19 protein-coding genes and 1 pseudogene are annotated in these 24,475 nt (G+C 33.9%); 9 read left to right on the forward strand and 11 right to left on the reverse strand.

Features of this window, described 5'->3' with window-relative positions; all coding sequences use genetic code 11:
- Positions 1-72: 72 nt before the first annotated feature.
- Positions 73-2,658 carry a phosphoenolpyruvate carboxylase gene (locus MG292_RS08420; protein ID WP_264533175.1) on the forward strand — a complete coding sequence of 862 codons (2,586 nt, stop codon included), beginning with the start codon at positions 73-75 and terminating at the stop codon, positions 2,656-2,658.
- 9 nt (positions 2,659-2,667) lie between these two features.
- Positions 2,668-3,183 carry a DinB family protein gene (locus tag MG292_RS08425; protein ID WP_264533174.1) on the forward strand — a complete coding sequence of 172 codons (516 nt, stop codon included), beginning with the start codon at positions 2,668-2,670 and terminating at the stop codon, positions 3,181-3,183.
- A gap of 71 nt (positions 3,184-3,254) precedes the next feature.
- Here MG292_RS08425 and MG292_RS08430 read toward each other — a convergent pair whose 3' ends face one another.
- The 5 genes from MG292_RS08430 to aroB all read right to left on the reverse strand — a co-directional run bounded on the left by MG292_RS08430 (position 3,255) and on the right by aroB (position 7,488).
- Complete coding sequence (locus tag MG292_RS08430; protein WP_264533173.1) at positions 3,255-3,650, reverse strand: DNA primase; 396 nt, start codon at positions 3,648-3,650, stop codon at positions 3,255-3,257.
- Positions 3,651-3,665: 15 nt separating this feature from the next.
- Entirely contained in the window at positions 3,666-4,637 is a 972-nt protein-coding gene (locus MG292_RS08435) for a deoxyhypusine synthase family protein (protein ID WP_264533172.1), read from the reverse strand.
- A 90-nt stretch (positions 4,638-4,727) separates the two neighbouring features.
- Entirely contained in the window at positions 4,728-6,128 is a 1,401-nt protein-coding gene (locus MG292_RS08440) for a type III PLP-dependent enzyme domain-containing protein (protein ID WP_264533171.1), read from the reverse strand.
- A gap of 54 nt (positions 6,129-6,182) precedes the next feature.
- Entirely contained in the window at positions 6,183-6,362 is a 180-nt protein-coding gene (locus tag MG292_RS08445) for a hypothetical protein (RefSeq protein WP_264533170.1), read from the reverse strand.
- A gap of 58 nt (positions 6,363-6,420) precedes the next feature.
- Positions 6,421-7,488 (reverse strand): 3-dehydroquinate synthase, encoded by a 1,068-nt coding sequence (gene aroB, locus MG292_RS08450; protein WP_264533169.1) that lies wholly within the window; start codon positions 7,486-7,488, stop codon positions 6,421-6,423.
- Positions 7,489-7,580: 92 nt separating this feature from the next.
- Between aroB and MG292_RS08455 the strand changes: the two genes are divergently transcribed.
- Positions 7,581-8,753 (forward strand): proline dehydrogenase family protein, encoded by a 1,173-nt coding sequence (locus MG292_RS08455; protein ID WP_264533168.1) that lies wholly within the window; start codon positions 7,581-7,583, stop codon positions 8,751-8,753.
- A gap of 39 nt (positions 8,754-8,792) precedes the next feature.
- On the opposite strand, the gene MG292_RS08460 is transcribed toward MG292_RS08455, so the two are convergent.
- Positions 8,793-10,580, reverse strand: a complete 1,788-nt coding sequence (locus MG292_RS08460; protein ID WP_264533167.1) for an ABC transporter ATP-binding protein — start codon at positions 10,578-10,580, stop codon at positions 8,793-8,795.
- Between the two features lie 151 nt (positions 10,581-10,731).
- Here MG292_RS08460 and MG292_RS08465 point away from each other — a divergent pair, with 151 nt between their 5' ends.
- The 4 genes from MG292_RS08465 (at position 10,732) to MG292_RS08480 (ending at position 16,981) form a co-directional block, all read left to right on the forward strand.
- Positions 10,732-11,124, forward strand: coding sequence for a hypothetical protein (locus MG292_RS08465; protein WP_264533166.1), 393 nt, complete (start codon positions 10,732-10,734; stop codon positions 11,122-11,124).
- Between the two features lie 159 nt (positions 11,125-11,283).
- The gene (locus tag MG292_RS08470; protein ID WP_264533165.1) at positions 11,284-12,366 is read left to right on the forward strand and encodes an efflux RND transporter periplasmic adaptor subunit; all 1,083 of its coding nucleotides are present in this window, start codon (positions 11,284-11,286) and stop codon (positions 12,364-12,366) included.
- Positions 12,367-12,390: 24 nt separating this feature from the next.
- Positions 12,391-15,555, forward strand: a complete 3,165-nt coding sequence (locus tag MG292_RS08475) for an efflux RND transporter permease subunit (RefSeq protein WP_264533164.1) — start codon at positions 12,391-12,393, stop codon at positions 15,553-15,555.
- Positions 15,548-16,981, forward strand: coding sequence for a TolC family protein (locus MG292_RS08480; protein WP_264533163.1), 1,434 nt, complete (start codon positions 15,548-15,550; stop codon positions 16,979-16,981). Before MG292_RS08475 ends, MG292_RS08480 begins: the two co-directional genes overlap by 8 nt.
- A gap of 311 nt (positions 16,982-17,292) precedes the next feature.
- Here the strand turns inward: MG292_RS08480 and MG292_RS08485 are convergent, their stop codons facing one another.
- From MG292_RS08485 to MG292_RS08505, 5 genes and pseudogenes are all read right to left on the reverse strand, one after another.
- On the reverse strand, positions 17,293-18,135 hold the full coding sequence (locus tag MG292_RS08485) for a substrate-binding domain-containing protein (RefSeq protein WP_264533162.1): 843 nt from the start codon (positions 18,133-18,135) through the stop codon (positions 17,293-17,295).
- Positions 18,136-18,142: 7 nt separating this feature from the next.
- Positions 18,143-19,009 carry a nucleoside phosphorylase gene (locus MG292_RS08490; protein WP_264533161.1) on the reverse strand — a complete coding sequence of 289 codons (867 nt, stop codon included), beginning with the start codon at positions 19,007-19,009 and terminating at the stop codon, positions 18,143-18,145.
- A gap of 60 nt (positions 19,010-19,069) precedes the next feature.
- Positions 19,070-19,402, reverse strand: a complete 333-nt coding sequence (locus tag MG292_RS08495) for a translation initiation factor (RefSeq protein WP_264533160.1) — start codon at positions 19,400-19,402, stop codon at positions 19,070-19,072.
- A 33-nt stretch (positions 19,403-19,435) separates the two neighbouring features.
- A complete protein-coding gene (locus MG292_RS08500; protein WP_264533159.1) occupies positions 19,436-20,389 on the reverse strand; it encodes an isopenicillin N synthase family dioxygenase in 954 nt (317 codons plus the stop codon).
- Positions 20,390-20,471: 82 nt separating this feature from the next.
- Positions 20,472-22,015, reverse strand: a pseudogene (locus tag MG292_RS08505) (hypothetical protein).
- 153 nt (positions 22,016-22,168) lie between these two features.
- Here MG292_RS08505 and MG292_RS08510 point away from each other — a divergent pair.
- Positions 22,169-23,332 (forward strand): 2-isopropylmalate synthase, encoded by a 1,164-nt coding sequence (locus MG292_RS08510; RefSeq protein ID WP_264533157.1) that lies wholly within the window; start codon positions 22,169-22,171, stop codon positions 23,330-23,332.
- Positions 23,333-23,350: 18 nt separating this feature from the next.
- A complete protein-coding gene (leuB, locus tag MG292_RS08515) occupies positions 23,351-24,466 on the forward strand; it encodes a 3-isopropylmalate dehydrogenase (protein ID WP_264533156.1) in 1,116 nt (371 codons plus the stop codon).
- The last annotated feature ends 9 nt before the right edge of the window (positions 24,467-24,475 follow it).

Here is a 24,475-nt window from a genome sequence, read left to right on the forward strand (position 1 = left end):
AACCTCAAGTTACTGCTTGGGGTTTTTTTATGTCAAATGAATCTACAACAACAACTAACTACTACTTAAACCATGTATACCCTTCCTAAAATTGAACGTTTTAATCAAGATGTTCTGTCAAAATATCATATTTACAATAGTGTCTTTATTACACTACCTTTTGATTCTATTGATAATACAGGTGTTTTATTGCCTTTATTTACTGAAGTTTGTGAAACAGGGTTTAAAAAACAAGAAACTCCCGGAGAGATCGTGGAATTTTTTGCAAAAAAATATTTGCATACTGATTCTGAATCCGATAAAATTGATTTGATGTTTCGTTTTATTCAATATATAGAAAGACAGATTGTGCTTTTTGATGCTATTGAAGACGCTGCTTTTCCTGCGGTAAACAACATGGAAGGAAGAGGTTCTTTGCGTGATATCAAAGAGAAAGCAGATGATAAAAATAGTAAAGAAGAATTAATAGAGTTTTTAGAAAATTTTAATGTTAGAACTGTCTTGACAGCGCATCCAACACAATTTTATCCTGGGGCTGTTTTGGGAATTATAAATGATTTGACTGCAGCAATTCGTGAAAATAATTTATTAGGGATCAAACAATTATTAGCACAATTAGGTAAAACTCCTTTCATTCAAAACGAAAAACCAAATCCGTACGACGAAGCTGTTAGCTTAGTTTGGTATCTAGAAAATGTTTTTTATGAGACAGCAGGAGAGATGGTTCATTATTTAGAGAAAAATTTATTTAGTGGAAATTCAATAAAAAATCCGTTAATTAAATTGGGTTTTTGGCCAGGTGGAGACCGAGATGGGAATCCATTTGTAACCACTGAAATTACCTTAAAAGTAGCTGACCGTTTAAGAACTTCTATCTTAAAATGTTATTATGTTGAAATGAGACGTTTGAAACGAAAATTAACATTTTCGGGTGTAGATATTTTGGTGTCAGAGTTAGAGCAAAAATTGTATCGCTCCGTTTTTTATTCTAAAGGTGAAATTTTTATCACTCTTGACGAATTTATTTCTCAATTAAAAAGGATTAGAACTATAATTGTTGAACAGCATCAGTCGCTATATGTAGATCAATTAGACGCATTGTTAATCAAAGTAAATTTGTTTGGGTTTCATTTTGCTACTTTAGATATTCGTCAAAATAGCAAAGTTCATGACGCCGTTTTTAGAGATGTTGTGAATTTCTATTTACAATCAGGGTCAAAAGTATTTCCAACGAATTATTTTGAGCTTACTGAAAGCGAAAAAATAGACGTTTTATCAAATGTTTCTGGAAATTTAAATCCTGAAGATTTTGAAAATGAAATGACAAATTCAACATTAGGTTCCATCCAAGCCATTAAAACGATACAAAAAAATAACGGCGAATTCGGGTCAAATCGTTATATTATTAGTAATAATGAGAGCGCTCTAAATGTAATGGAGACTTTTGCATTGTTTAAATTAAGTGATTGGGATTTACCTACAGTTGATATTATTCCTCTTTTTGAATCAGTTGATGATTTGCAAAATGCACATGAAATTATGGAAAAGTTATATACTAATCCTGCTTACGCAAAACATCTTGAAACTCGAAATAAAAAACAAACTATCATGTTAGGTTTTTCGGATGGAACTAAAGATGGTGGATATTTAATGGCAAATTGGAGTATTTATAAAGCAAAAGAATCGCTGACTGAAATCTCAAGAAAGTACGGAATTAAAGTAATCTTCTTTGATGGTAGAGGTGGACCTCCTGCAAGAGGTGGAGGTAAAACACATAAATTCTATGCTTCTTTAGGTCCAAATATCGAAAATAATGAAATCCAAGTTACTGTTCAAGGACAAACGATTAGTTCTAATTTTGGTACTTTAGACTCTTGTCGACATAACCTAGAAAATTTGTTGAGTGCAGGTGTAACTAACCAGGTATTCGCTAAAGGAAGAAATGAGTTAACCCAGGATGAAAAAAAGATTTTAAATCAATTAGCTGAATTAGGGTATGAAAAATATTTAAGTTTTAAAAACCATCCTAAATTCATCCCGTATTTAGAACAAATGAGTACCTTAAAATATTATGCTAAAACTAATATTGGTAGTCGTCCATCAAAAAGAAGTAAGTCTGAGAATTTGGATTTTGCTGATTTAAGAGCTATTCCATTTGTGGGTTCTTGGAGTCAGTTGAAACAAAATGTACCTGGATTTTTTGGTGTTGGAACTGCCTTAAAATATTTTGAAGATACCAACCAATGGGATAAAGTTCAAAACTTATATGATGGTTCCTTGTTCTTTAAAACCTTGTTAGAAAACAGTATGATGTCATTGGCAAAATCATTTTTTCCTTTAACAGCTTATATGAGTAAAGATCCAGAGTTTGGTGAATTTTGGCTAATTATTTATAATGAATTTTTGGAAACTAAACGTTTGTTATTGAAAATCGCAGGACACAAAGAGTTAATGGAAAACTATCCAGACGGTAAGGCTTCTATTGATATAAGAGAACGTATCGTATTGCCATTGTTAACAATACAACAATATGGATTAACTCGAATCAATGAGTTGATGAAACAAAAAAATCCTGATGAAAAATTGATTAGTGTATACGAAAAAATTGTGACTCGTTCACTTTTTGGAAATACTAATGCAAGTAGAAACTCAGCTTAAATTTTTGATATGAAATCGAGTCAATTATCAGAAATGGAATATTCGACATTTAATGCTGCCTATATCAAAGCAGCAGGAGATGTTGATTTAATTGAAGAACTAGAGATTTGTTTGCATGATTTTATACGATTTGTGCAAAATATTCCTATGGATAAGTTTGATTATCGGTATGCTGAAGGTAAATGGACTATCAAAGAAATAATTCAACACATCATTGATACCGAACGAATTTTTGCATATCGTGCTCTACGAATTTCTAGAAACGATTTAACTCCACTCCCAGGATTTGATGAAAATTTTTTCACCAATAATACAGAAGGAAATTCAAGAAGTCTTCAAAGTTTGCTAACGGAATTATCAGCAGTAAGGCATTCTAATTTATTGCTTTTTAAAAGTTTTTCTGAAGAACAATTGAAGAGAGTAGGAGTTGCTTCGGATCATGCAATTTCTGTTAGAGCTATTGGATTTATTTTAATTGGGCATCAAAAACAACATCAAAAAGTATTTGAAGAACGTTATTTGTAATTAAAAATGTAATACAAAAAGGCTATCTATTTTTTATAGATAGCCTTTTTTAGATAGTAGCGAATTAATAATTATTCATCATCTTCGTCGTCTTCGTCTTCAATATCGTCAAAGTCTTTATCATCTTCGTCATCATCTCCATCTTCCGAATCATTGTCTAGTTTGTCGTCTTCTGTTTCGTCATCACTATCGTCTTCGTCTAGTTCAAGTCCTTTAATCGGTGCAACGACTTCGTCGATGATTACATCATCTTCATCATAGTTTTCGATTCTATCAGAAAGTTTAGTACTTACTTTTACTAAATAAATAGTATCTTCTGTTCTTACTTCTACTGCTTCGACTAACTCGTTTTTTGCATTTTTAAAACGAATAACATCTGAATCATCATAACCATCAGGAAATTTTTCGACTAACAAGTTTAAAATTTCATTGGTAAGTTTAGCGTAGTCAACAATTACTCTTTTCATAAATTGGGATATATTCTATAGGTCTAATAAATAAGCAAAAATTAAAGGTGCTACAATGGTAGCATCAGATTCAATAATGAACTTTGGAGTGTTGATGTCCAATTTACCCCAAGTTATTTTTTCATTTGGAACTGCTCCAGAGTAAGATCCATAACTGGTTGTAGAATCTGAAATTTGACAGAAATAGCTCCAGAAAGGAATGTTATGCATTTCCATATCTTGGTACAACATTGGTACTACACAAATAGGAAAATCTCCTGCAATACCTCCACCAATTTGGAAGAATCCAATTCCGTTAGCGCTATTTTTTGGATACCAATCAGCTAAAAAAGTCATGTACTCAATTCCAGACTTCATAGTAGAAGCTTTTAAATCTCCTTTGATAACATACGAAGCAAAAATGTTCCCCATAGTACTGTCTTCCCAACCCGGAACAATAATAGGTAAGTTTTTTTCTGCTGCTGCATACATCCAACTATCTTTCAAGTCAATTTCATAGTATTCTTCAAGAACACCAGAAAGCAACATTTTATACATGAATTCGTGTGGAAAGTAACGTTCTCCTTTGTCGTCAGCGTCTTTCCAAATTTTATAAATGTGTTTTTGCAAACGACGGAAGGCCTCATGTTCTGGAATACAAGTATCAGTTACACGATTCAATCCTCTTTCTAATAAATCCCATTCGTCTTGTGGAGTTAAATCACGATAGTGAGGTACTCTTTCATAATGAGAGTGTGCTACTAAGTTCATGATATCTTCTTCAAGATTAGCTCCTGTACAAGAAATGATTTGTACTTTGTCTTGACGAATAATTTCTGCGAAAATTTTTCCGATTTCAGCGGTACTCATAGCACCCGCCATACTCACCATCATTTTGGCTCCATTAGCTAATTGCTGTTCGTAAGCTTTTGCAGCATCAACTAAAGATGCAGAATTAAAGTGCAAGTAATGCTTTTCAATAAACTGACTGATTGGTCCTTTACTCATTTTTTTAAATTTACTATTTAAAAATTAAAAGTTACAGTTGATGGCATTACCAAATATAACAAATTTTTAAATTTCTTATTGTGTGTATAATTATTTTTTGTTGTAACCTAATATTTTTAAAACATCATCTGAAGTTTGTTGCTCTGAATACACTTCGGTAGCTAAGATGCCATTTTCATCTCGATCAATTAAGATGTGTTTTGGCTGTGGAATCAAACAGTGATGTAAACCTCCATAACCTCCGATAGTTTCTTGGTACGCACCTGTATTGAAAAATCCTATGTAAAGTGGTTTTTCTTTATTGTATTTTGGCAAATAGATAGCATTCATATTTTGCTCTGAATTGTAATAATCATCACTATCACAGGTTAAACCACCTAATAAAACTCTTTCATAGGTGTCATTCCAACGATTTACAGCTAGCATAATGAAACGCTTATTAATTGCCCAAGTATCTGGTAATGTAGTAATGAAAGATGAGTCAATCATATTCCATTTCTCTCTATCGTTTTGTTGTTTTTGATACAAAATTTGGTAAATCGCACCACCACTTTCTCCTACGGTGAATGATCCAAATTCAGTAAAAATATTTGGGACATCAACCTCGGCTTCGTCACAAGCAATTTTAATTTGATTGATAATTTCATCAATCATGTATTGATAATCGTATTCAAATGTCAAAGAATTTTTGATAGGGAAACCACCGCCGATATTCAATCCATCCAATGAAGGACATTCTTTTTTCAAGGCGACATATACTTTAATACATTTTACTAGTTCGTTCCAATAGTAAGCATTATCATTGATCCCTGTATTAATAAAAAAGTGCAACATTTTCAGTTCCAATTTTTTATTTTCCTTAATTTCTTTTTTGTAGAAAGGCACAATGTTTTTGTATCCAATTCCTAAACGAGAAGTATAAAACTCGAACTTAGGTTCTTCCTCAGCAGCAATACGAATACCAATTTTAAATTTTCCTTTTATTTGAGCTTGAAGCAAATCTAGTTCTTCGTAATTATCAATAATTGGAATTGTATTCTTATGTCCTGTATTAATTAATCGAGCAATATTTTCAACATATTGATCTCTCTTGAAACCATTACAAATTACATAAGTACTTTTGTTAATTTTTCCGTTTTCTAAAAGATTCTCTACAATGTTAATGTCAAATGCAGAAGATGTTTCAATGTGAATATTGTTTTTGAAAGCCTCATTCATAATATATTCAAAATGAGAACTTTTAGTGCAATAACAATAATAATACTTTGCCTCATATTTATTTTTTTCCATTGACTTACGAAACCAAGCTTTGGCTTTGTTTATGTTATTGGAAATTTGAGGCAGGTAGGTAAACTTTAATGGAGTTCCGTATTGCTCCACTAATTTCATCAAATCAATATTATGAAACTGAAGGTTGTCTTTATTTAAAGTAAATTCTTCTTGAGGGAAGTAATAGGTTTGATTGATTAAGTCGAAATATTTTGTATTCATTTAGCGATCAGAATTTTAGATTGAATAAAGTTAAGATAACAATTAAACTAAAATTCAAACTCTAATATTGGCATACACAATTTGAAGTTTTTTATTTTCGGCTTTTAAGTACTGGAAAATATCAAAACTAAAACTTCCTTTGAAAGCATTAAAGCGTTTCCACATTCTTAAAGAAGAGCGGTTGCTTAAGGAGCTGTTCAGCTTGAAGTACATTGTATTTTGATTCGTTTTCATCGAGGCAAATGTATAAAAATATATATACGAAATGCAATCCTTTTAACTAAAAAAAAGATTACGACTTATAGTCTTGAAAAGCTTTAATAATCAATTCATTATCAACTAATTGATTGATTTTTATTGCGCCAATTCCTTCGATTAATGCAAATTGAATGGTACCAAATTCATTTTTCTTATCATGAATTAATAAATCGAGTATCGGTTGGATGTCATTTTCTTCAAAAGTAATGTCGTCATAAATTGATTTGATTGTCGATTTTATTTGGTGGTATTCGGCTTCAGAGATTAAATTTTTATGCCATGAAATATAACTTTCTAAAATCATACCAATGGCAATTGCTTCACCGTGAAGTAATGTGGTTTTAGTTGTGTTTTCTAGAAAGTAACCCTCAATAGCATGTCCTAATGTATGTCCGAAATTCAAAGCTTTACGAATGTTTTTCTCTGTAGGGTCTTGCATCACAATTTCATTCTTAATTGCAACAGAACGATGAATTAATTCATCTAAATCAGTAAAGTCAATGCTGTTTAAGTCTAGAAATTGTTCCCAATAGTTTTTGTCAAAAATTAAACCGTGTTTTAACATTTCGGCTAAACCAGAACGCATCTCGTTTTGAGGAACTGTTTCAAGATATTGCGTATCAATTAAAACCATTATCGGAACGTTAATTACACCAATTTGGTTTTTTAAATTGCCTAAATCAACCCCTGTTTTTCCACCTACGGAAGCATCTACCATAGAAAGTAGAGTTGTAGGAATGTTAACAAAGTCAACCCCTCTTTTAAAGGTTGAGGCTACAAAACCGCCTAAATCAGTTACAACACCTCCTCCTAAATTGATTACTAAACTTTTTCTGTCAGCTCCCAACTCAGTTAGAACTTTCCAAACTTCGATACAGGTATCAATGTTTTTATTGATTTCACCCGCTTCAAATTCGATGATTTCGATGGTCAAATCCGTTTCTAAGTAAGGTAAGAATTTATGCAAACAATAGTCGTTCGTATTGCTATCTGTTATAATAAACAGATTAGAATACTTAGTTGCTTTCAAATGTGAGTTTAAGGCTTCATAGCCTTTTTCATTGAAATGAACAGGATAATTATTGGCTTGAATTGTTTGCATTGTGTTGTTTTAATTGAGAACGCAAAATAAGGGATTTTTTGATTAATAGTATTGAAAACTCTCTCTATATTTGTAAAAAAATATAACAATTAATGGAAAATATATTCAATAATACACAAATTGCGTTTGCTTTAAAAAGTGACACGGAGTTAGATAGAGCCTATTTTTTATTCAAAATGATTGATAATGAGCCTCTTGTTCGTATTGGAACCGCGGTAACTAATTTTGCAATCAAAGCGCATTTACCAGTAGAAGGTTTGATTAGAGCAACTGTTTTTGATCATTTTTGCGGCGGTGTTAATGAGAACGATTGTCTTTCGGTAGTAGATAAAATGTTTACCAAAGGCGTTTCATCAGTATTGGATTATTCTGTAGAAGGAAAAGAAGAAGAAGCGCAGTTTGATGCTGCATTAGCCATGACCTTAAAAACAATTGAATTTGCTAAAGAACGCCAAGCCATTCCTTTTGCTGTTTTTAAACCAACAGGTTTAGGTCGATTGGATTTATATGAAAAAGTGGGATCGAAAGTAACTTTAACGTCTTCCGAAAAAGAAGAATGGGATAGAGTAGTAGATCGTTTTGATTTGGTTTGTAAAACAGCTCATTACAAAGATGTTGCTTTGTTGATTGATGCCGAGGAAAGTTGGATGCAAGACGCAGCGGATGATTTGGTTGCTCAAATGATGCAAAAGTACAATAAAGAAAAAGCAATTGTTTTCAATACTTTGCAAATGTACCGTTGGGACCGTTTGGATTATTTGAAACAATTACACGAAAAAGCCCAACAAGAAGGATTTTACATTGGAATGAAAATAGTACGTGGTGCGTATATGGAAAAAGAGAATGCAAGAGCCGAAGAAAAAGGATATCCTTCGCCAATTTGCGCTTCAAAAGAAGCAACAGATAAAAACTACGATGCAGCTGTTTTGTATATGGTGGAACATTTGGACACCATGGCGATTTTTGCAGGAACGCATAACGAATCCAGTTCGTATACTTTAATGAAGTTGATGCAAGAACGAGCTATCAAAACGAATGACGAACGCATCTGGTTTGGACAATTGTACGGAATGAGCGATAATATTAGTTATAATTTGGCAGCTAATAGATACAATGTAGCTAAATATTTGCCTTTTGGTCCAGTTAAAGATGTGATGCCTTATTTGATTCGTCGTGCCGAAGAAAATACTTCGGTAGCGGGACAAACGAGTCGTGAATTATCGATGATAAAAGCAGAACGAAGCCGTCGCAAAAGCTTGCAATAAAAAGCAAAAACGCCATTCATTTGAATGGCGTTTTGTTTTTTATGAATTACTAAATTGTAAATTACTTAGATTCTTGTAAATTCCATTGTCCAAAGCAATCAATTCTTGATGAGTACCTTGTTCCGCGATCACTCCTTTATCTAAGACTAAAATTTGGTCTGCAGAACGAATCGTAGATAAACGATGCGCAATGATGATACTTGTTCTTCCTTCCATTAATATTTCAAGTGCTTCTTGTACGAGTTTTTCACTTTCGCTATCCAGAGAAGAAGTGGCTTCGTCTAAAATTAAAATACTTGGATTTTTAAGCAATGCTCTTGCAATCGCAATGCGTTGTCTTTGACCTCCTGATAATTTTACACCACGTTCTCCTACTAAAGTATCTAACTTTTCTGGAAAACTTTCAATGAAATTATAAGCATTGGCTTGTTGGGCTGCAGCCAAAATTTCTTCTTCGGTAGCATTGGGTTTTCCATAGGCAATATTCTCGCGAATGGTTCCTCCAAAAAGAATAACATCTTGAGGGACAATGCTCATATTACCGCGAAGTTGTTCTAAATCGTAATCGGATATGTTCTTATGATCAATTTCAATACTTCCTTCAGCAATGGAATAGAATCGTAATAAAAGTGAGGCAATAGTTGATTTTCCAGCACCACTTGGTCCTACAATAGCTATTTTTTGCCCAAATTGAGCCGTAAAACTTACATCTTTTAAGACCTTCATCTCTTTTCTTGACGGGTATTGAAAGGCTACATTTTTGAAACTTACATTGCCTTTGATTTTTTCAATAGATTGATGAGTAGAAGTCCCTTCAATTTTTTCTGGAGTTTCGTCCAATAATTCAAAAACACGTTCAGTAGCTCCAATTGCTTTTTGAATTTGTGCATACAATTCGGCAATACCACCAAAAGAAGCACCAACAAAAGTAGAATACAATACAAACGAGATTAATTGACCTACACTCATTTCACCAGAAATACTCAACTGCACGCCATACCAAACCACCGCTACGATAGCACCAAAAAGACAAAATATAATGAAAGAAGCAAAGTACCCACGGTATTTTCCTCCTTTGATAGCAATTTGAATCACTTCTTTTATCTGAGTTTTATAACGAGCAATTTCATACCATTCGTTAGCAAATGCTTTTACAATACTGATTCCTTGCATGGTTTCTTCTACAATCACTTGGCTTTCGGCTACTTTATCTTGAACTTTTTTGGAATACCCTCTGATGAATCGTCCAAAAATTACGGCTGCTACGGCAACCAACGGAACAACAGAAAGCATCAATAGAGTAAGTTTGAAACTCTCTGTAGCCAATAAAGCAATTCCACCAACAATAAGAATGAATTGTCTTAGAAACTCAGCAATGGTAGAAGTTAAGGTGTCTTGAATTTGTGAAATGTCAGAGCTAATGCGGCTATTCAATTCCCCCACACGTTTTTGGGAAAAGAATGACATTGGCAATTTTACTAGATTGCTATATAAAGCCAAACGAAGATTGGCCAGAGTATTTTCTGTAAAATTGACAAACAAAGACAATCTGAAAAACGAAAATATAGATTGCATGAATAAAATACCTACTAAGATCAGCGCAATGAAATTAGCTTGTGCATTGTCTTTGTTTTTGACACAATCTACTAATAATCCCATTAACTTTGGAAAAGCCAAAGCAGTACCTCCTGTGAGTAATAAAAAAAGTAAACCTACATAAAACTTCCAACGGTGTTTTCCTGAATATTGGAATATGAGTGTTGCTTTTTGAAGGGCGCTTAAGGTTATTTTTGATTTTGGTAAATCGTTTTCTTTGAATCGTGCCATGTGTCTTTTATATAGATTCCAAAAGTACTATTCTCCTTATTGTAAAACAAAAACTTCATATAAATTAAGTTTTTTTTATATATTATTTCAAGATGTTATAAAAAATATAAAATCGTATTTCGCTTACTTTTTTTGGTTAATTTTGACCCCAATGAGAATATTACCATTTTTCATATCGCTATATTTTTTTGTACTAGGTTACGGGAACAATTTTGCTGTTGAGGCAAGTAAGTTGCCTTTGACTCATTCTATTGTAACTAATTTTCAAAAAAATCAGTTGCAGCAATACCATTCAAAAGAGCATACAAATCTTTCTGTTTTTGAATTTACTGATATTGAATTAGAAGAGGATTATCATAGTAATGAAGATTCCTCAGATTTTAAATCTAATTTTTTAGAACAAAATTCTTGTTTTGATAATTGGATCTCTATTGCAGCCATCTTATTTCAATCAAATTATCGCCAGAAAGGTAATTTTTCTACCTTTTTTGTAGCTCTGTTTGCGATACCTATTTACCTTAAAAATCAGGTTTTAAGAATCTGAAAAAAAAACTCCTTTGATTCTTAAATAGTAATTATTCCAATTGATTTGGGTATAGTTTTTTTTACATTAGATACCCTAAATCGCCCAGTAAATATTGGGTTTCCTCGTTTTAAGAGTCTGTCTTTTTACATTTAAAAACATTTAATTTTTATTTTACCCATGAAGAGAATAGTCCTATTCATTGGCTTTACAGCCTTATTATGCAATTTAAGTTGCAACCAAAAAAAAGAAACACGAGAAGAAGATGAAAAGTACACTGTAACTAATCCTGTACGAATTGATACTTCGTTTACTAAGGAGTATGTTACTCAAATACGTTCGATTAGAAATATCGAACTGAGAGCTCAAGAAAAAGGATTTTTACAAAATATTTATGTTGATGAAGGACAATTTGTACAAACAGGTCAGTTGTTATTCAGAATCATGCCAAAAATTTATGAAGCGGAATTATTAAAAGCGCAATCTGAAGCTAAAGCTGCCGAAATAGAATTGCAAAATGCCAAAACTTTGGCAGATAAAAATGTAGTGTCTAAAAATGAACAAGCCATGGCACAAGCTAAATTAGAGCAAGCTAGAGCAGAGGTAGCCTTAGCAAAGTTACATTTGTCTTTTACTGAGATTAGGGCTCCTTTCTCTGGAACAATTGATCGTATTCCTAAAAAATTAGGGAGTCTAATTGATGAAGGTGAATTATTGACAAGCCTTTCTGATAATAGTAAAATGTACGCCTACTTCAATGTGTCTGAACCTGAATATTTGGAATATGAAACCAATAAAAATACTCGAGGTAGTTCTACAATTAATTTGCGTTTAGCAAATAATGAAATTTTTAAGCATAAAGGTAAAATAGAAGTGATAGAAAGTGAATTTGATAATGAAACAGGAAATATTGCTTTTAGGGCTAGCTTCCCTAATTCTGAAAAATTATTGCGAAATGGTCAAACAGGCAAAGTAGTAATGACAGTTCCGGTTAAAAACACATTAATTATTCCTCAAAAAGCAACCTACGAAATTCAGGATAAAAAATATGTTTTTGTTGTCGATAAAAACAAGGTTGCAAAATCGATAGAAATCAAAATTAAAGGCGAATTACCAGACCTTTATGTGATACAAAGTGGTATTGAAGAATCTGATAAAATTTTGCTAGAAGGTGTTCAAAAAGTAAATGATGGTGATAAAATAAATTATGTGTATCAAAAACCGTTGGACGTTCTTGCTCATTTGAAGTTGAAAGCAGAATAGATTAACTATTAAAATACGAAATTCATGTTTAATAAATTTATACAAAGACCTGTATTGTCAATAGTAATATCCCTTGTTATTATTTTTTTGGGAGTACTAGCAATAACTGGATTACCCGTAACTCAATTCCCATCTATATCGCCTCCAAAAGTAAATATTACTGCGGCATATCCTGGAGCTAATGGAGAATTAATGGTAAAAGCGGTAGTTATTCCATTAGAAAGAGCTATTAATGGAGTTCCTGGTATGAAATACATCACATCTGATGCAGGAAATGATGGGGAAGCTTCTGTTCAAGTGGTATTTAATTTAGGAACAGATCCTAATCAAGCAGCGATTAATATTCAAAATAGGGTTGCTTCTGTGATTAACAAACTACCTCCATTAGTTGTTAGGGAAGGTCTGAAAATTACCCGTGAAGAACCTAATATGCTTTTATATGTCAATTTATTTAGTAACGATAAAAGCACTGATCAGAAATTCTTATATAATTACGCAGACATTAACATCTTGTCTGATTTAAAACGTGTTAATGGTGTTGGATTTGCAGATATTTTAGGAAACCGAGATTATGCAATGCGAATTTGGTTAAAACCAGATCGAATGTTAGCCTATAAGATATCGGCCGATGAAATCATGGAGTCTTTGAGTAATCAGAGTTTAGAAGCTTCGCCTGGTAAAACAGGAGAAAGTTCTGGTAAACGATCACAAGCCTTTGAATACGTATTAAAATACAAAGGAAGGTATACTACAAAAGAAGGATATGGCAATATTGTAGTTAGAGCTAACCCTGATGGAGAATTACTTCGATTAAAAGATGTTGCCGATATTGAGTTTGGAAGTTCTATGTATGATATTTATTCTAGTATAGACGGTAAACCTTCAGCGGCCATCTCTATAAAACAATCGTATGGTAGTAATGCTAGCCAAGTTATCAAAGATGTTAAAGTAAAATTAGAGGAATTAAAAAAATCGTTTCCTAAAGGAATGGATTATGAAATCAGTTATGATGTTTCTAAATTTTTAGATGCTTCTATAGATAAAGTTATTCATACCTTGGTTGAAGCTTTTATTTTGGTTGGATTAGTTGTATTTCTATTTCTTGGCGATTGGCGTTCTACATTAATTCCAGCAATAGCTGTTCCAGTGTCATTAATTGGAACCTTTGCCTTTATGCAATTATTTGGAATAACCATTAACTTGATTACACTCTTTGCCTTAGTACTAGCGATCGGGGTTGTTGTAGATGATGCTATTGTGGTTATTGAAGCAGTCCATGCTAAAATGGAAGAAGAACATCTCTCTGCTAGGAAAGCGACTAAAAAAGCGATGTCGGAAATTGGAGGGGCTATTATAGCAATCACTTTCTTAATGGCAGCAGTTTTTATTCCTGTAGCATTTATGTCGGGGCCTGTTGGGATATTTTACCGTCAATTTTCAATCACAATGGCAACGGCTATTATACTTTCGGGAATTGTCGCTTTAACATTAACACCTGCTTTGTGTGCTATAATGCTTAAAAATAATCACGGAGTTGTTCGCCCAACGAATTTAGTAAATCGATTTTTAGATGAATTTAATTATCGATTCAATAATTTAACGACTAACTATCAAAAAATACTAGCCTTATTTATAAATAGAAGGACAATTTCGATAGGAATATTAGTCGCCTTTTGTGTAGGAATATTTTTCATCAATAATAGTTTACCTTCTGGATTCATTCCAGGAGAAGATCAAGGAATGTTCTATGCAATTATTCAAACTCCACCAGGTTCATCATTGGAACGAACAAATGAAGTAGCCGAAAAATTGCAAAAAGTAGCAGAAAGAATAGAAGGGGTACAATCTGTTTCTGCTTTGGCAGGATACGAAATATTAACTGAAGGAACGGGTGCTAATACGGGAACTTGTTTGATTAATTTAAAGGATTGGCATGAAAGAGATAAAAATGTGGAAGAAATCATAAAAGAGTTAGAAGAACAAGCTAAAGACATTCCTGGCGCTACCATTGAATTTTTCCAGCCTCCAGCCGTTCCGGGTTATGGTGCCGCAGGTGGTTTTGAATTGCGATTGTTAGATAAATCAGGCTCTGGAGATTATAAAAAAATGGAAACGGTAAGTAAAGAATTTGTGGCTGCCTTAAAAAAACGCCCAGAACTTACTTCGGTATTTACTTTTTACAGTGCCAGTTTTCCTCAATACATTCTTGATATTGATAACGATTTAGCACAGCAAAAAGGGGTAAGTATTGAAAATGCTATGAATACGTTATCCACATTAGTAGGGAGTAATTATGAGACTAATTTTATTAAATACGATAGACAATATAAAGTTATAGTCCAAGCGGCTCCTGAATACAGAGCTCTACCTGAGGATATATTGAAATTATATGTTAAAAATGACCGAGATGAAATGGTACCTTTTTCGGCTTTTATGACTATGAGAAAAGTATATGGATTATCGGAAATTACACGACATAATATGTATAATGCTGCTGAAATTAGTGGTGCTCCTGCAATAGGGTTCAGTAGTGGTACTGCTATTGAAGTGGTTAAAAAAGTAGCCGAAGAAACGCTACCAAGAGGTTTTGGAATTGATTGGGCGGGTATTTCTGCAGATGAAGTAGCTAGAGGAAACGAAGCGCTGTATATATTCTTAATCTGTCTTGGATTTGTCTATTTAGTTCTTGCTGCGCAATACGAAAGCTTTATTTTGCCATTGGTAATCATTTTGTCTTTACCTGCAGGTATATTTGGTGCTTTCTTGTTTTTAAAATTATTTGGTTTAGCCAATAATATTTATGCACAAGTTGCTTTTGTAATGCTTATTGGTTTATTAGGTAAAAACGCTGTTTTGATTGTAGAGTTTGCTGCTCAAAAGCATAGTCAAGGAGCCTCAATTATTGATGCAGCTATGGAAGGTGCCAAAGTTCGTTTCCGACCTATTTTGATGACTTCTTTTGCTTTTATTGCAGGTTTGATACCTCTCGCTTTGGCTTCTGATCCAGGGAAAATTGGAAATAGGACATTAGGCTCTGCAGCAGCTGGTGGAATGTTGATAGGAACAGTTTGTGGAGTATTGATTATTCCCGGATTGTATTACATTTTCGGAAAGATGTCCGAAAAAGTGAAATTCATTAAAAACGAAGACGAAAATCCTTTAACTGAAGAAATTAATAGCAATGATTAAATTAAAAATAACTCAATATGCTATTCTGCTAGGCTTATGTCTGGCGGTAATTAGCTGTAAAGCACCCGATATTAAGTCGGTAAATTCAACTGCTGCACTTCCAGAAGCGTTTGCTTCTTCAAAAGATACAGCAACGTTAGCTACTGTACAATGGCACAATTTTTTTAAGGATAAAAACCTAGTGGATTTAATTGAGGTTGCTTTACAAAACAACCAAGAATTAGCCATTACGTTACAAGAAATTGAAATTGCTAAGAACGATATTCGAGTGCGTAAAGGCGCTTTGCTACCCACAGTAGGCATAGGTGCTGGAGCAGGAGTAGAGAAAGTAGGACGATACACTAGTCAAGGTGCGGGTGACGCTTCTACCGAAATTACTCCGGGACAAGAATTTCCTGAAGCTTTACAAGATTATAAACTGGCGGCTTATGCCCATTGGGAAGTGGATATTTGGAAAAAATTACGCAATAGCAAAAAAGCAGCCATTAGCCGTTATTTGGCTACAGTTGAAGGAAAAAACTTTGTGATTACTAATTTGATTGCTGAAATAGCGAGCTCGTATTATGAGCTGTTGGCTTACGATAACCAATTGGAGATTGTGAAACAAAGTATTGCAATTCAAAAGAATGCTTTGGAAATTGTAAAAATTCAAAAAGAAGCAGCACGTGCAACCGAATTAGCCGTTCAGAAATTTGAAGCCGAAGTGTTGACTTCAAGCAGTATGGAGTTTGATATTCTTCAAAAAATTAAAGAAACAGAGAATAAAATCAACTTTTTATTGGCCCGTTATCCACAGGAAATTAAAAGAGATAAAACAAGTTTAGTAAGCGCTTTGCCTTCACAATTGAAAGCAGGAATTCCGTCGCAATTGTTAGCGAATCGTCCGGATATTAAACAAGCCGAGTTGGAATTAGAAGCCGCCAAATTAGATGTAAAAGTGGCTAGAGCGGAGTTTTATCCTTCCTTAGATATTTCGGCTTCAGTAGGATGGAATGCGTTCAAATCGTCGTATTTGTTTAAAACACCCGAATCCTTATTGTATTCTCTAGTAGGAGATGTAGCAGCTCCTTTAATCAATAGAAATGCGATTAAAGCTGAGTTTAAAAGTGCCAACTCACGCCAACTCCAAGCCTTGTACAATTATGAGAAAACGATTTTAAATGCCTATCTAGAAGTAGTTAATCAATTATCTAAAGTGGATAATTTACAAAAAAGCTTCAGTTTGAAAACCCAACGAGTAGGAGCTTTGGACCGTTCTATTTCGGTTTCTAATGATTTGTTCAAATCAGCACGAGCAGATTATTTTGAAGTGTTGATGACCCAACGAGATGCTTTAGAAGCAAAATTAGAATTGGTAGATACCCAAAAAGAGCTAATTAACGCCTCAGTATATGTTTACAGAGACTTAGGCGGTGGTTGGAAATAAGAAAATTGTTTCAAAACCAAAAACTCCATCAGCAATGATGGAGTTTTTTTTATGCTCTGTATTTAATTTATTAGTAAGTTTGATTTTAGTTAGTTCAAAGTCAGGAGACTTTGCGCAGCGTGAGGATTTTGTCTAGACAAATAAAAATTAATTAAAACAATTTAAAAGAGCAACTATGGTTGCATTTTTTGTGCTGAAAAATAAACGAGTAGTCTAGCCCCGATAGTAGCAAGCTACCGTGTAGCGCGGATAGCGGGACAGCACGGGTTAAGAAGATGAAGTGAGTGCTCCTAAAAAAAGGTACATTTAATTTATACCAACCGTGCTGCAGGAAGGATCGTATCAATAATGTGTAACTCTAACAATTGCTTTTGAATTTGATCCAGCAAAGCTAAATCTATTTTTTCTTGAGACCATTCGGTTAAGGTTAACCATTCGTTAATGTCTTCTATTTTTTGATGGTAGGTAGTGGCTAAACGGTCTGAAATGTTGGGTATGGCTTTAAAATCTCGTGTTTTGGCATTAATAATATCAAGAAGTGTTGCAATGGCTTCGGGCTGTGTAGCTAGGATTTCTTCGCGAACGGCAATCACAAAGCATGGCCAAGGAGTAGGGCTGTCGGCTAGGCGTCTAAAAATCCCGTTATCCACTAGTGGTTTCGTCATAAAATGTTCCCACATAAAATAATCAGCCGTACCCTCGGTCAAAGCAGTTACTGCGCCATCAATGGTGTTGACAATTTCAAATTGTAATTCGTTAGTGTTCCAACCTTGGTTTTTGGCATTGACATAGGCCATCAATTGCGAGCCTGAACCTAGGCGTGAAATGGCTACTTTGGTATTTTCTAAATCAGCCAGCGTTTGGTAATTGGATTGAGCCGCCACGTGAATCCCCCATATTAATGACGATTTTACATATACTTGAACTATTTTAGACGGATTTCCATTAACAATATCCTTGAGGATGCCTTCGGTTAAAATCACTGCAATATCAGCACTTCCATCGCGAAGCATTTGGCACATTTTACCCGTTCCTTCAGGGACATCAGTCCATTGCAAATCGATGTTTTCTTTTTTAAATTCGCCTTTCTCAAGGCAAATATGCCAAGGCAAATTGAAATGTTCCGGAACGCCAACAATCTTTAAAGAAGTCATAAACGGTTTATTGAGCTAGTTTATCTAAGGTATAAGCAATCAATTCATCAACCGCTTTGGTAGGGTCTTCGCTGAAAGTACCACTAGCTCTATTGGCAATAATAGCATTCAAGGACAATGCATTATGTCCTAACAAGGCCGAAAGTCCGTATATAGCAGTCGTTTCCATTTCGAGATTGGTAATTCGGTTGCCTTTAAACTCAAAGTTGTCCATTTTGGAATTCAAATCACTATCTTGAATAGGTAAACGCAATACACGTCCTTGAGGACCGTAAAACCCACCAATAGTGCATGTGATTCCTTTGTGCATTTGGTTGCTTTCTATTCTTTTTTCCAAGGTTTCAGAACAAGCAATCGCATAAGGTCGCCCTTTGCGCACATCCCATTGGGTGTGAGTCATAAAAGCGTCTTCCATATCAGTATGCGTTACGGCATCGACTATATAGGATCGCAACATATTGTCTAAACCAATTCCGAATTGAGACAACACAAAGCTATCCACAGGAATATCCGCTTGAATGGAGCCTGAGGTTCCAATGCGAATAATATTCAAAGAAGTTAATTGTTCTTTAGGCTGACGCGTGTTCAAATCAATATTCACCAAGGCGTCTAATTCGTTCAAGACAATGTCAATATTATCCGGGCCAATTCCGGTAGAAAGTACCGTTAATCGTTTACCTTTATAAATCCCTGTTTGAGTTTTGAATTCTCTTTTTTGAATTGAAAACTCGATACTATCAAAGAATTGCGTGATTTTTCCCACACGATCAGGATCACCAACAAAAATAATATCGTGGGCAATATTTTCGGGTTTCAGATTCAAGTGATACACATTTCCGTCTGGATTTAATATCAATTCTGATGATTTTATCATGTTTATTTTAGGTATAAAATTTAACTTCGTAAATCCAATATCGTACTTCGTATATCGAATTTATCCACCTACGCGTTTGGTTTTAAAACCTTTTTCTTGTAGCATTTTCATAATTCTATCGCGATAGTCACCTTGAATGATAATTTCTCCGTCTTTGAACGTTCCACCCACAGCGAGTTTGCTTTTTATCTCTTTAGCTAAAATTTTGAAATCTTCGTCAGCACCTTCATATCCTGCAATTATAGTGGTGGGTTTTCCTTTCCGTTTTTCGAACTTACAAATCATAGGCTCCGATTGAACGTATAATTCATGTTCGTTTTCGGCAACCGCTTCAGGCTCATTTGAAATTTGGTGATCAGGGAATAGGTTTTTTAATTGTTCTTGTAAGTCCATTTAATTGTCAATTAATCAATTATAAATTGTTAATTATTTTTTAATCAATCCTAATTCCACTAATCGTTCATTCAGGTATTCTCCAGCAGTAATGTCCTCAAACTGTTTTGGGTGTGTAGCATCAATGCATTGTTCCAAACAATTCAGTGGCATATCGCTAACAGGATGCATGAAGAAAGGAATCGAATAACGAGACGTTCCCCATAATTCTCTAGGTGGGTTTACCACTTGATGAATAGTTGATTTTAATTTATTGTTAGTGTGTCTGGATAACATATCACCGACATTAATCATTAATTCATCAGGTTGCGCCATGGCATCAATCCAATCACCATTATGATTTTGGACTTGTAAGCCTTTTCCTTGAGCGCCCATTAATAGCGTAATCAAGTTGATATCACCATGAGCAGCAGCACGAACTGCTCCATCTTTAGGTTCGTCAGTAATAGGCGGGTAGTGAATTGGTCGTAAAATACTGTTTCCGTCTTTGATGAAATTGTCAAAATAGAATTCGTCCAAACCAATGTGTAAAGCCAAAGCTCTTAAAACATACACTCCTGTTTTTTCAAGCATTTGGTACGCTTCTTTTCCTGTTGAATTGAAATTAGCCAATTCGTTAACTGTAACGTTTTTAGGATATTCGTTAGCGTATTTTGAATTGTCACTCACGTATTGACCAAAGTGCCAAAACTCTTTTAAATCTCCAGCAGAGCGTCCTTTAGCATGTTCTTTTCCAAAAGAAACATAACCGCGTTGTCCGCCAATTCCTGGAATTTCATACTGTAATTTGGTTTCTAGTGGCAACGAAAAGAAATTTCGAACTTCACTATACAAATTTTCTACTAATTGGTCATCTAAAAAATGTCCTTTTAATGCTACGAAGCCAATATCTTCGTAGGCTTTTCCGATTTCATTTACAAATTTTTGTTTACGTGTCGGGTCATCCGACAGGAAATCACGCAAGTCAACACTAGGAATGTTTTGCATATTGTATGTATTTAATATCTTAAAAAGCGCAAACGCTTCTCACAAATGTAAGTAATATTTTTAATTGAAGAAAAAAGTTGGTTTATCGATTACTTAATTGGGCTTTTTCACGAATAATATCACCAATTTTTCGATTTTCGATTTTACTTTCTAACCATGAAATAATGTCAAGATACAAGAAAGCACGTTTTTCGTAGGTGTTTTTCTCTAACTCAACAAAGCGCTCTTTCATCTTGATAAATTCTTTTTTAATATCTCCTGGGTAGATTGAATTTAGGTTTTTTAAGAAGCGAATAATTTCTTTTTGAACTTCATGTAAGTATTCATTTTCAGCATGAATTTATATGTGCTCCTCAACTGATTCTCCAAGTAATAATCATTACCTAATTCATAGTGTAATATCAAGTACAACAAACGCGAAAAACACATTAAATCTTCACGCATAGTAAGATTTTTATTATTGATGATTTTCTCCAAATAGAAGAGCGATTCATTGTATTTTTCGTTTCCAAAATAAATACAAGCAATTTTATAATAAAACAGCATTTCGTGATGTTCGTCTAAATGTTCACTATGCTGATTCATTTTATATAAAACTTCAGGAATCAAGTATTCGCTTTCGGCAAAACTACCTTCAAGAATGTGAAAATTTAATTTGTTGTTGTATAAATACAGAAAAGATAAAGAAGCGATATTATCGTTGACTGGAAATTTAGGGTCGTTAATGGTTTCTTCTAGTTGAACTAAGTATTTTTTGAAATTGGTTTTGTATTTCAACATAAACAAGGATTCCAATAAATAATGGTTTCCCTTTAAGAAAAACACCGGATTGAGATAAATCATATTGGGATTATCATAGAAAAGAGTCACCCATTTATGAGCAAATTTGTAACAAGACAAAAAATCCTGAACTAAGAAACTTCGCCAAAGATTAGCATTGTAATACCAATATTTCTCTCGAAATCCGAATTTATCCTCATCAAATTTAGCAATGTGTTTATTGAAATAATCATCGATTTGTTGGTATTCTTCGTCGCTTTTTACATAACCAGTTTTAAGCATAATGCCATACAACTGAAGTGACAGATTGGATAATTTACTCGAAATAGTGTTGCGATAGTTCAACTCTTTGGCTTGTACCGCCAATTCATCGGCACGACCTTGAATACTTCGGGTAATGTATTGTGACTCGATTAGTTTTTCGAATTCTACAATTTCATACGCCATGTGTTTTTCGTCGTTTTCTAAGGCTTGTTGTTTGGTTTTATCCAAAATTTTCAAACTCTGTTTGTACAATCCTTTATTGTATAAAATAGTAGCAAAATCTATTTGTTCACGCAGTTGGTATCGAATATTCTGACTCGGTATATTCAATCGAATACTTACCAAAATTTGTTTATACAAATAGGATTTTAGATTGGATAATTGTACTTTTTTAATACTACCACTTTTCAAAATAAGTTTCTCGTCATAGACTTCGGATTTGTCCAAAATATTGAACAATTCAATGAATTTTGTATTGGAACTGGTCTCTAATCGGCTTGCAAAAATCTTGAATTGGCGTTTTTCAGACTTTGAAAGCGATTTAATTAATACAAATAAGAAATCTTTTTGATGGTTAGCCATTGTAAAATGCAAAGATTTAAAATATTGAAATTCAGTTGATTATATAGCAATTAAAGGCTTTATAAGCAGTATATTTTAGTAAAATGATTTTTGTTGTGAACGATTAAAATCTAATTTTGTTTCAAGATGTGAAATTACATTAAATAAATGAAAATGAATAAAGATAAAGTTCAAATTTTTGACACCACCTTAAGAGACGGCGAACAGGTCCCAGGATGCAAGTTAGATACTGCTCAAAAGTTAATTATTGCCAGTCGATTAGACGAAATGGGTGTTGATATTATCGAAGCGGGATTTCCCGTCTCAAGTCCTGGAGATTTTTTATCTGTTTCAGAAATTAGTAAGATTGTAAAAAACGCTTCGGTTTGTGGGTTAACCAGAGCTGTTAAGAATGATATTGATGTTGCTGCTCAAGCACTTCAACATGCTAAAAAACCCCGCATTCACACAGGTATTGGTACTTCAGAATCGCATATTATTCATAAATTAAATACAACAAAAGAAGACATCATTGCAAGAGCTAAAGCGGCTGTTGCTCACGCAAAATCGTATGTAGAAGATGTAGAATTCTATGCTGAAGATGCGGGTAGAACGGATAATGCATTCTTAGCGCAAGTTTGTGAAGAAGTAATCAGATCAGGAGCTACGGTACTTAATATCCCTGATACTACTGGATATTGTTTACCAGATGAGTACGGAGCAAAAATTAAATATCTTAAAGAAAACGTAAAAGGAATTGATAATGTGACTATTTCGTGTCACTGTCATAATGATTTGGGAATGGCCACTGCCAATTCAATTGCGGGAGCCATTAACGGAGCTCGTCAAATTGAATGTACTATTAATGGTATTGGAGAAAGAGCAGGAAATACTGCTTTGGAAGAAGTTGTAATGATCTTCAAACAACATCCGTATTTAAATTTGTATACTGATGTCAATGCTAAACAATTGAACGAAATGAGTCGTTTGGTTTCTGACAGCATGGGAATGATAGTACAGCCTAATAAAGCAATTGTTGGTTCAAATGCTTTTGCACACAGCTCCGGTATTCATCAAGACGGTGTAATCAAAAATAGAGCGACTTACGAGATTATAGATCCTTTAGAGGTAGGAGTTAATGAATCATCAATTATACTTACAGCTAGAAGTGGTAGAGCTGCTTTGGCGTATCGTGCTAAAAAAGTCGGGTATGAGTTGACTAAGTTACAATTGGATATCGCCTATGCTGAATTCTTGAAGTTTGCCGATATTAAGAAAGAAGTTGTAGATGAAGATATTCATCAAATTGTAGAAGCAAGCAACTGTTTACAAGCTTAATCCTTAAAGAGTAAAAAAATGAATTTAAAAATAGCAGTACTTTCAGGTGACGGAATAGGTCCAGAGGTTACTTTGCAAGCTAAAAAAGCATTGCATGCTATTGGTGTGGTGTACAATCACGAGTTTGTTTTTGAGGATGCTTACATTGGTGCGATTGCTATCGAAAAAACAGGAAAACCACTTCCAGAACAAACGTTGAATTTATGTAGAAATACGGATTCCATTCTGTTTGGCGCTATTGGTGATTCTAAATACGATAATGATCCTTCAGCAAAGATAAGACCGGAGCAAGGATTACTTAAATTACGTAAAGAGTTAGGTTTGTTTGCTAATATTCGACCTATTAAAGCATATCCAAAGTTGATGAATTCATCACCTATTAAAAAAGAAGTACTTCAAGGTACTGATTTTGTGGTATATAGAGAACTAAATGGCGGAATGTACTTTGGAGAAAAACATACGAATGAAGAAGGAACGTATGCTTCTGATTTGTGTGAATATAACGAAGAAGAAATTGTAAAGATTTCGCATTTGGCTTTCAAAGCAGCACAAAACCGACGTAAAAAAGTAACTTTGGTAGACAAAGCCAATGTTTTAGAAACCTCAAGATTATGGAGAAGAGTGGTTACTGAAGTTGCCAAAGAATACCCTGATGTTACTTTAGAGTTTTTGTATATAGACAATGCTTCGATGCAAATTATTGTCAATCCTAGACAATTTGATATCTTATTGACCGATAATTTATTTGGAGATATTTTGTCAGATGAAGCTAGTGTAATTTCGGGTTCTATCGGATTGATGTCGTCAGCTTCAATAGGAGAAAAGTACTCTTTATTTGAGCCAATTCATGGTTGTTATACGGAAGCACGTGGAAAAAATATAGCTAATCCAATTGCGTCAATACTTTCTGTGGCCTTATTATTAGAACATTTTGGTTTGGTCACCGAATCAAAAAAAGTAATTGCTGCGGTGGAGAAAGCAATAGTAAGCAATGTCGTGACCGTCGATTTGAAAGTAGATTCTCAATTTGGAACTAATGAAGTAGGGGATTTTATTTCTAACTATATCCTAAATGAAGGAGATTTGTATTTCAAAAAAGATTTTGTTCAATTAGGGCAATCAACAATAGTATAATTATAAATA

The sequence above is a fragment of the Flavobacterium keumense genome (genome assembly GCF_029866485.1).
GTDB classification, from domain to species: Bacteria; Bacteroidota; Bacteroidia; order Flavobacteriales; family Flavobacteriaceae; genus Flavobacterium; species Flavobacterium keumense.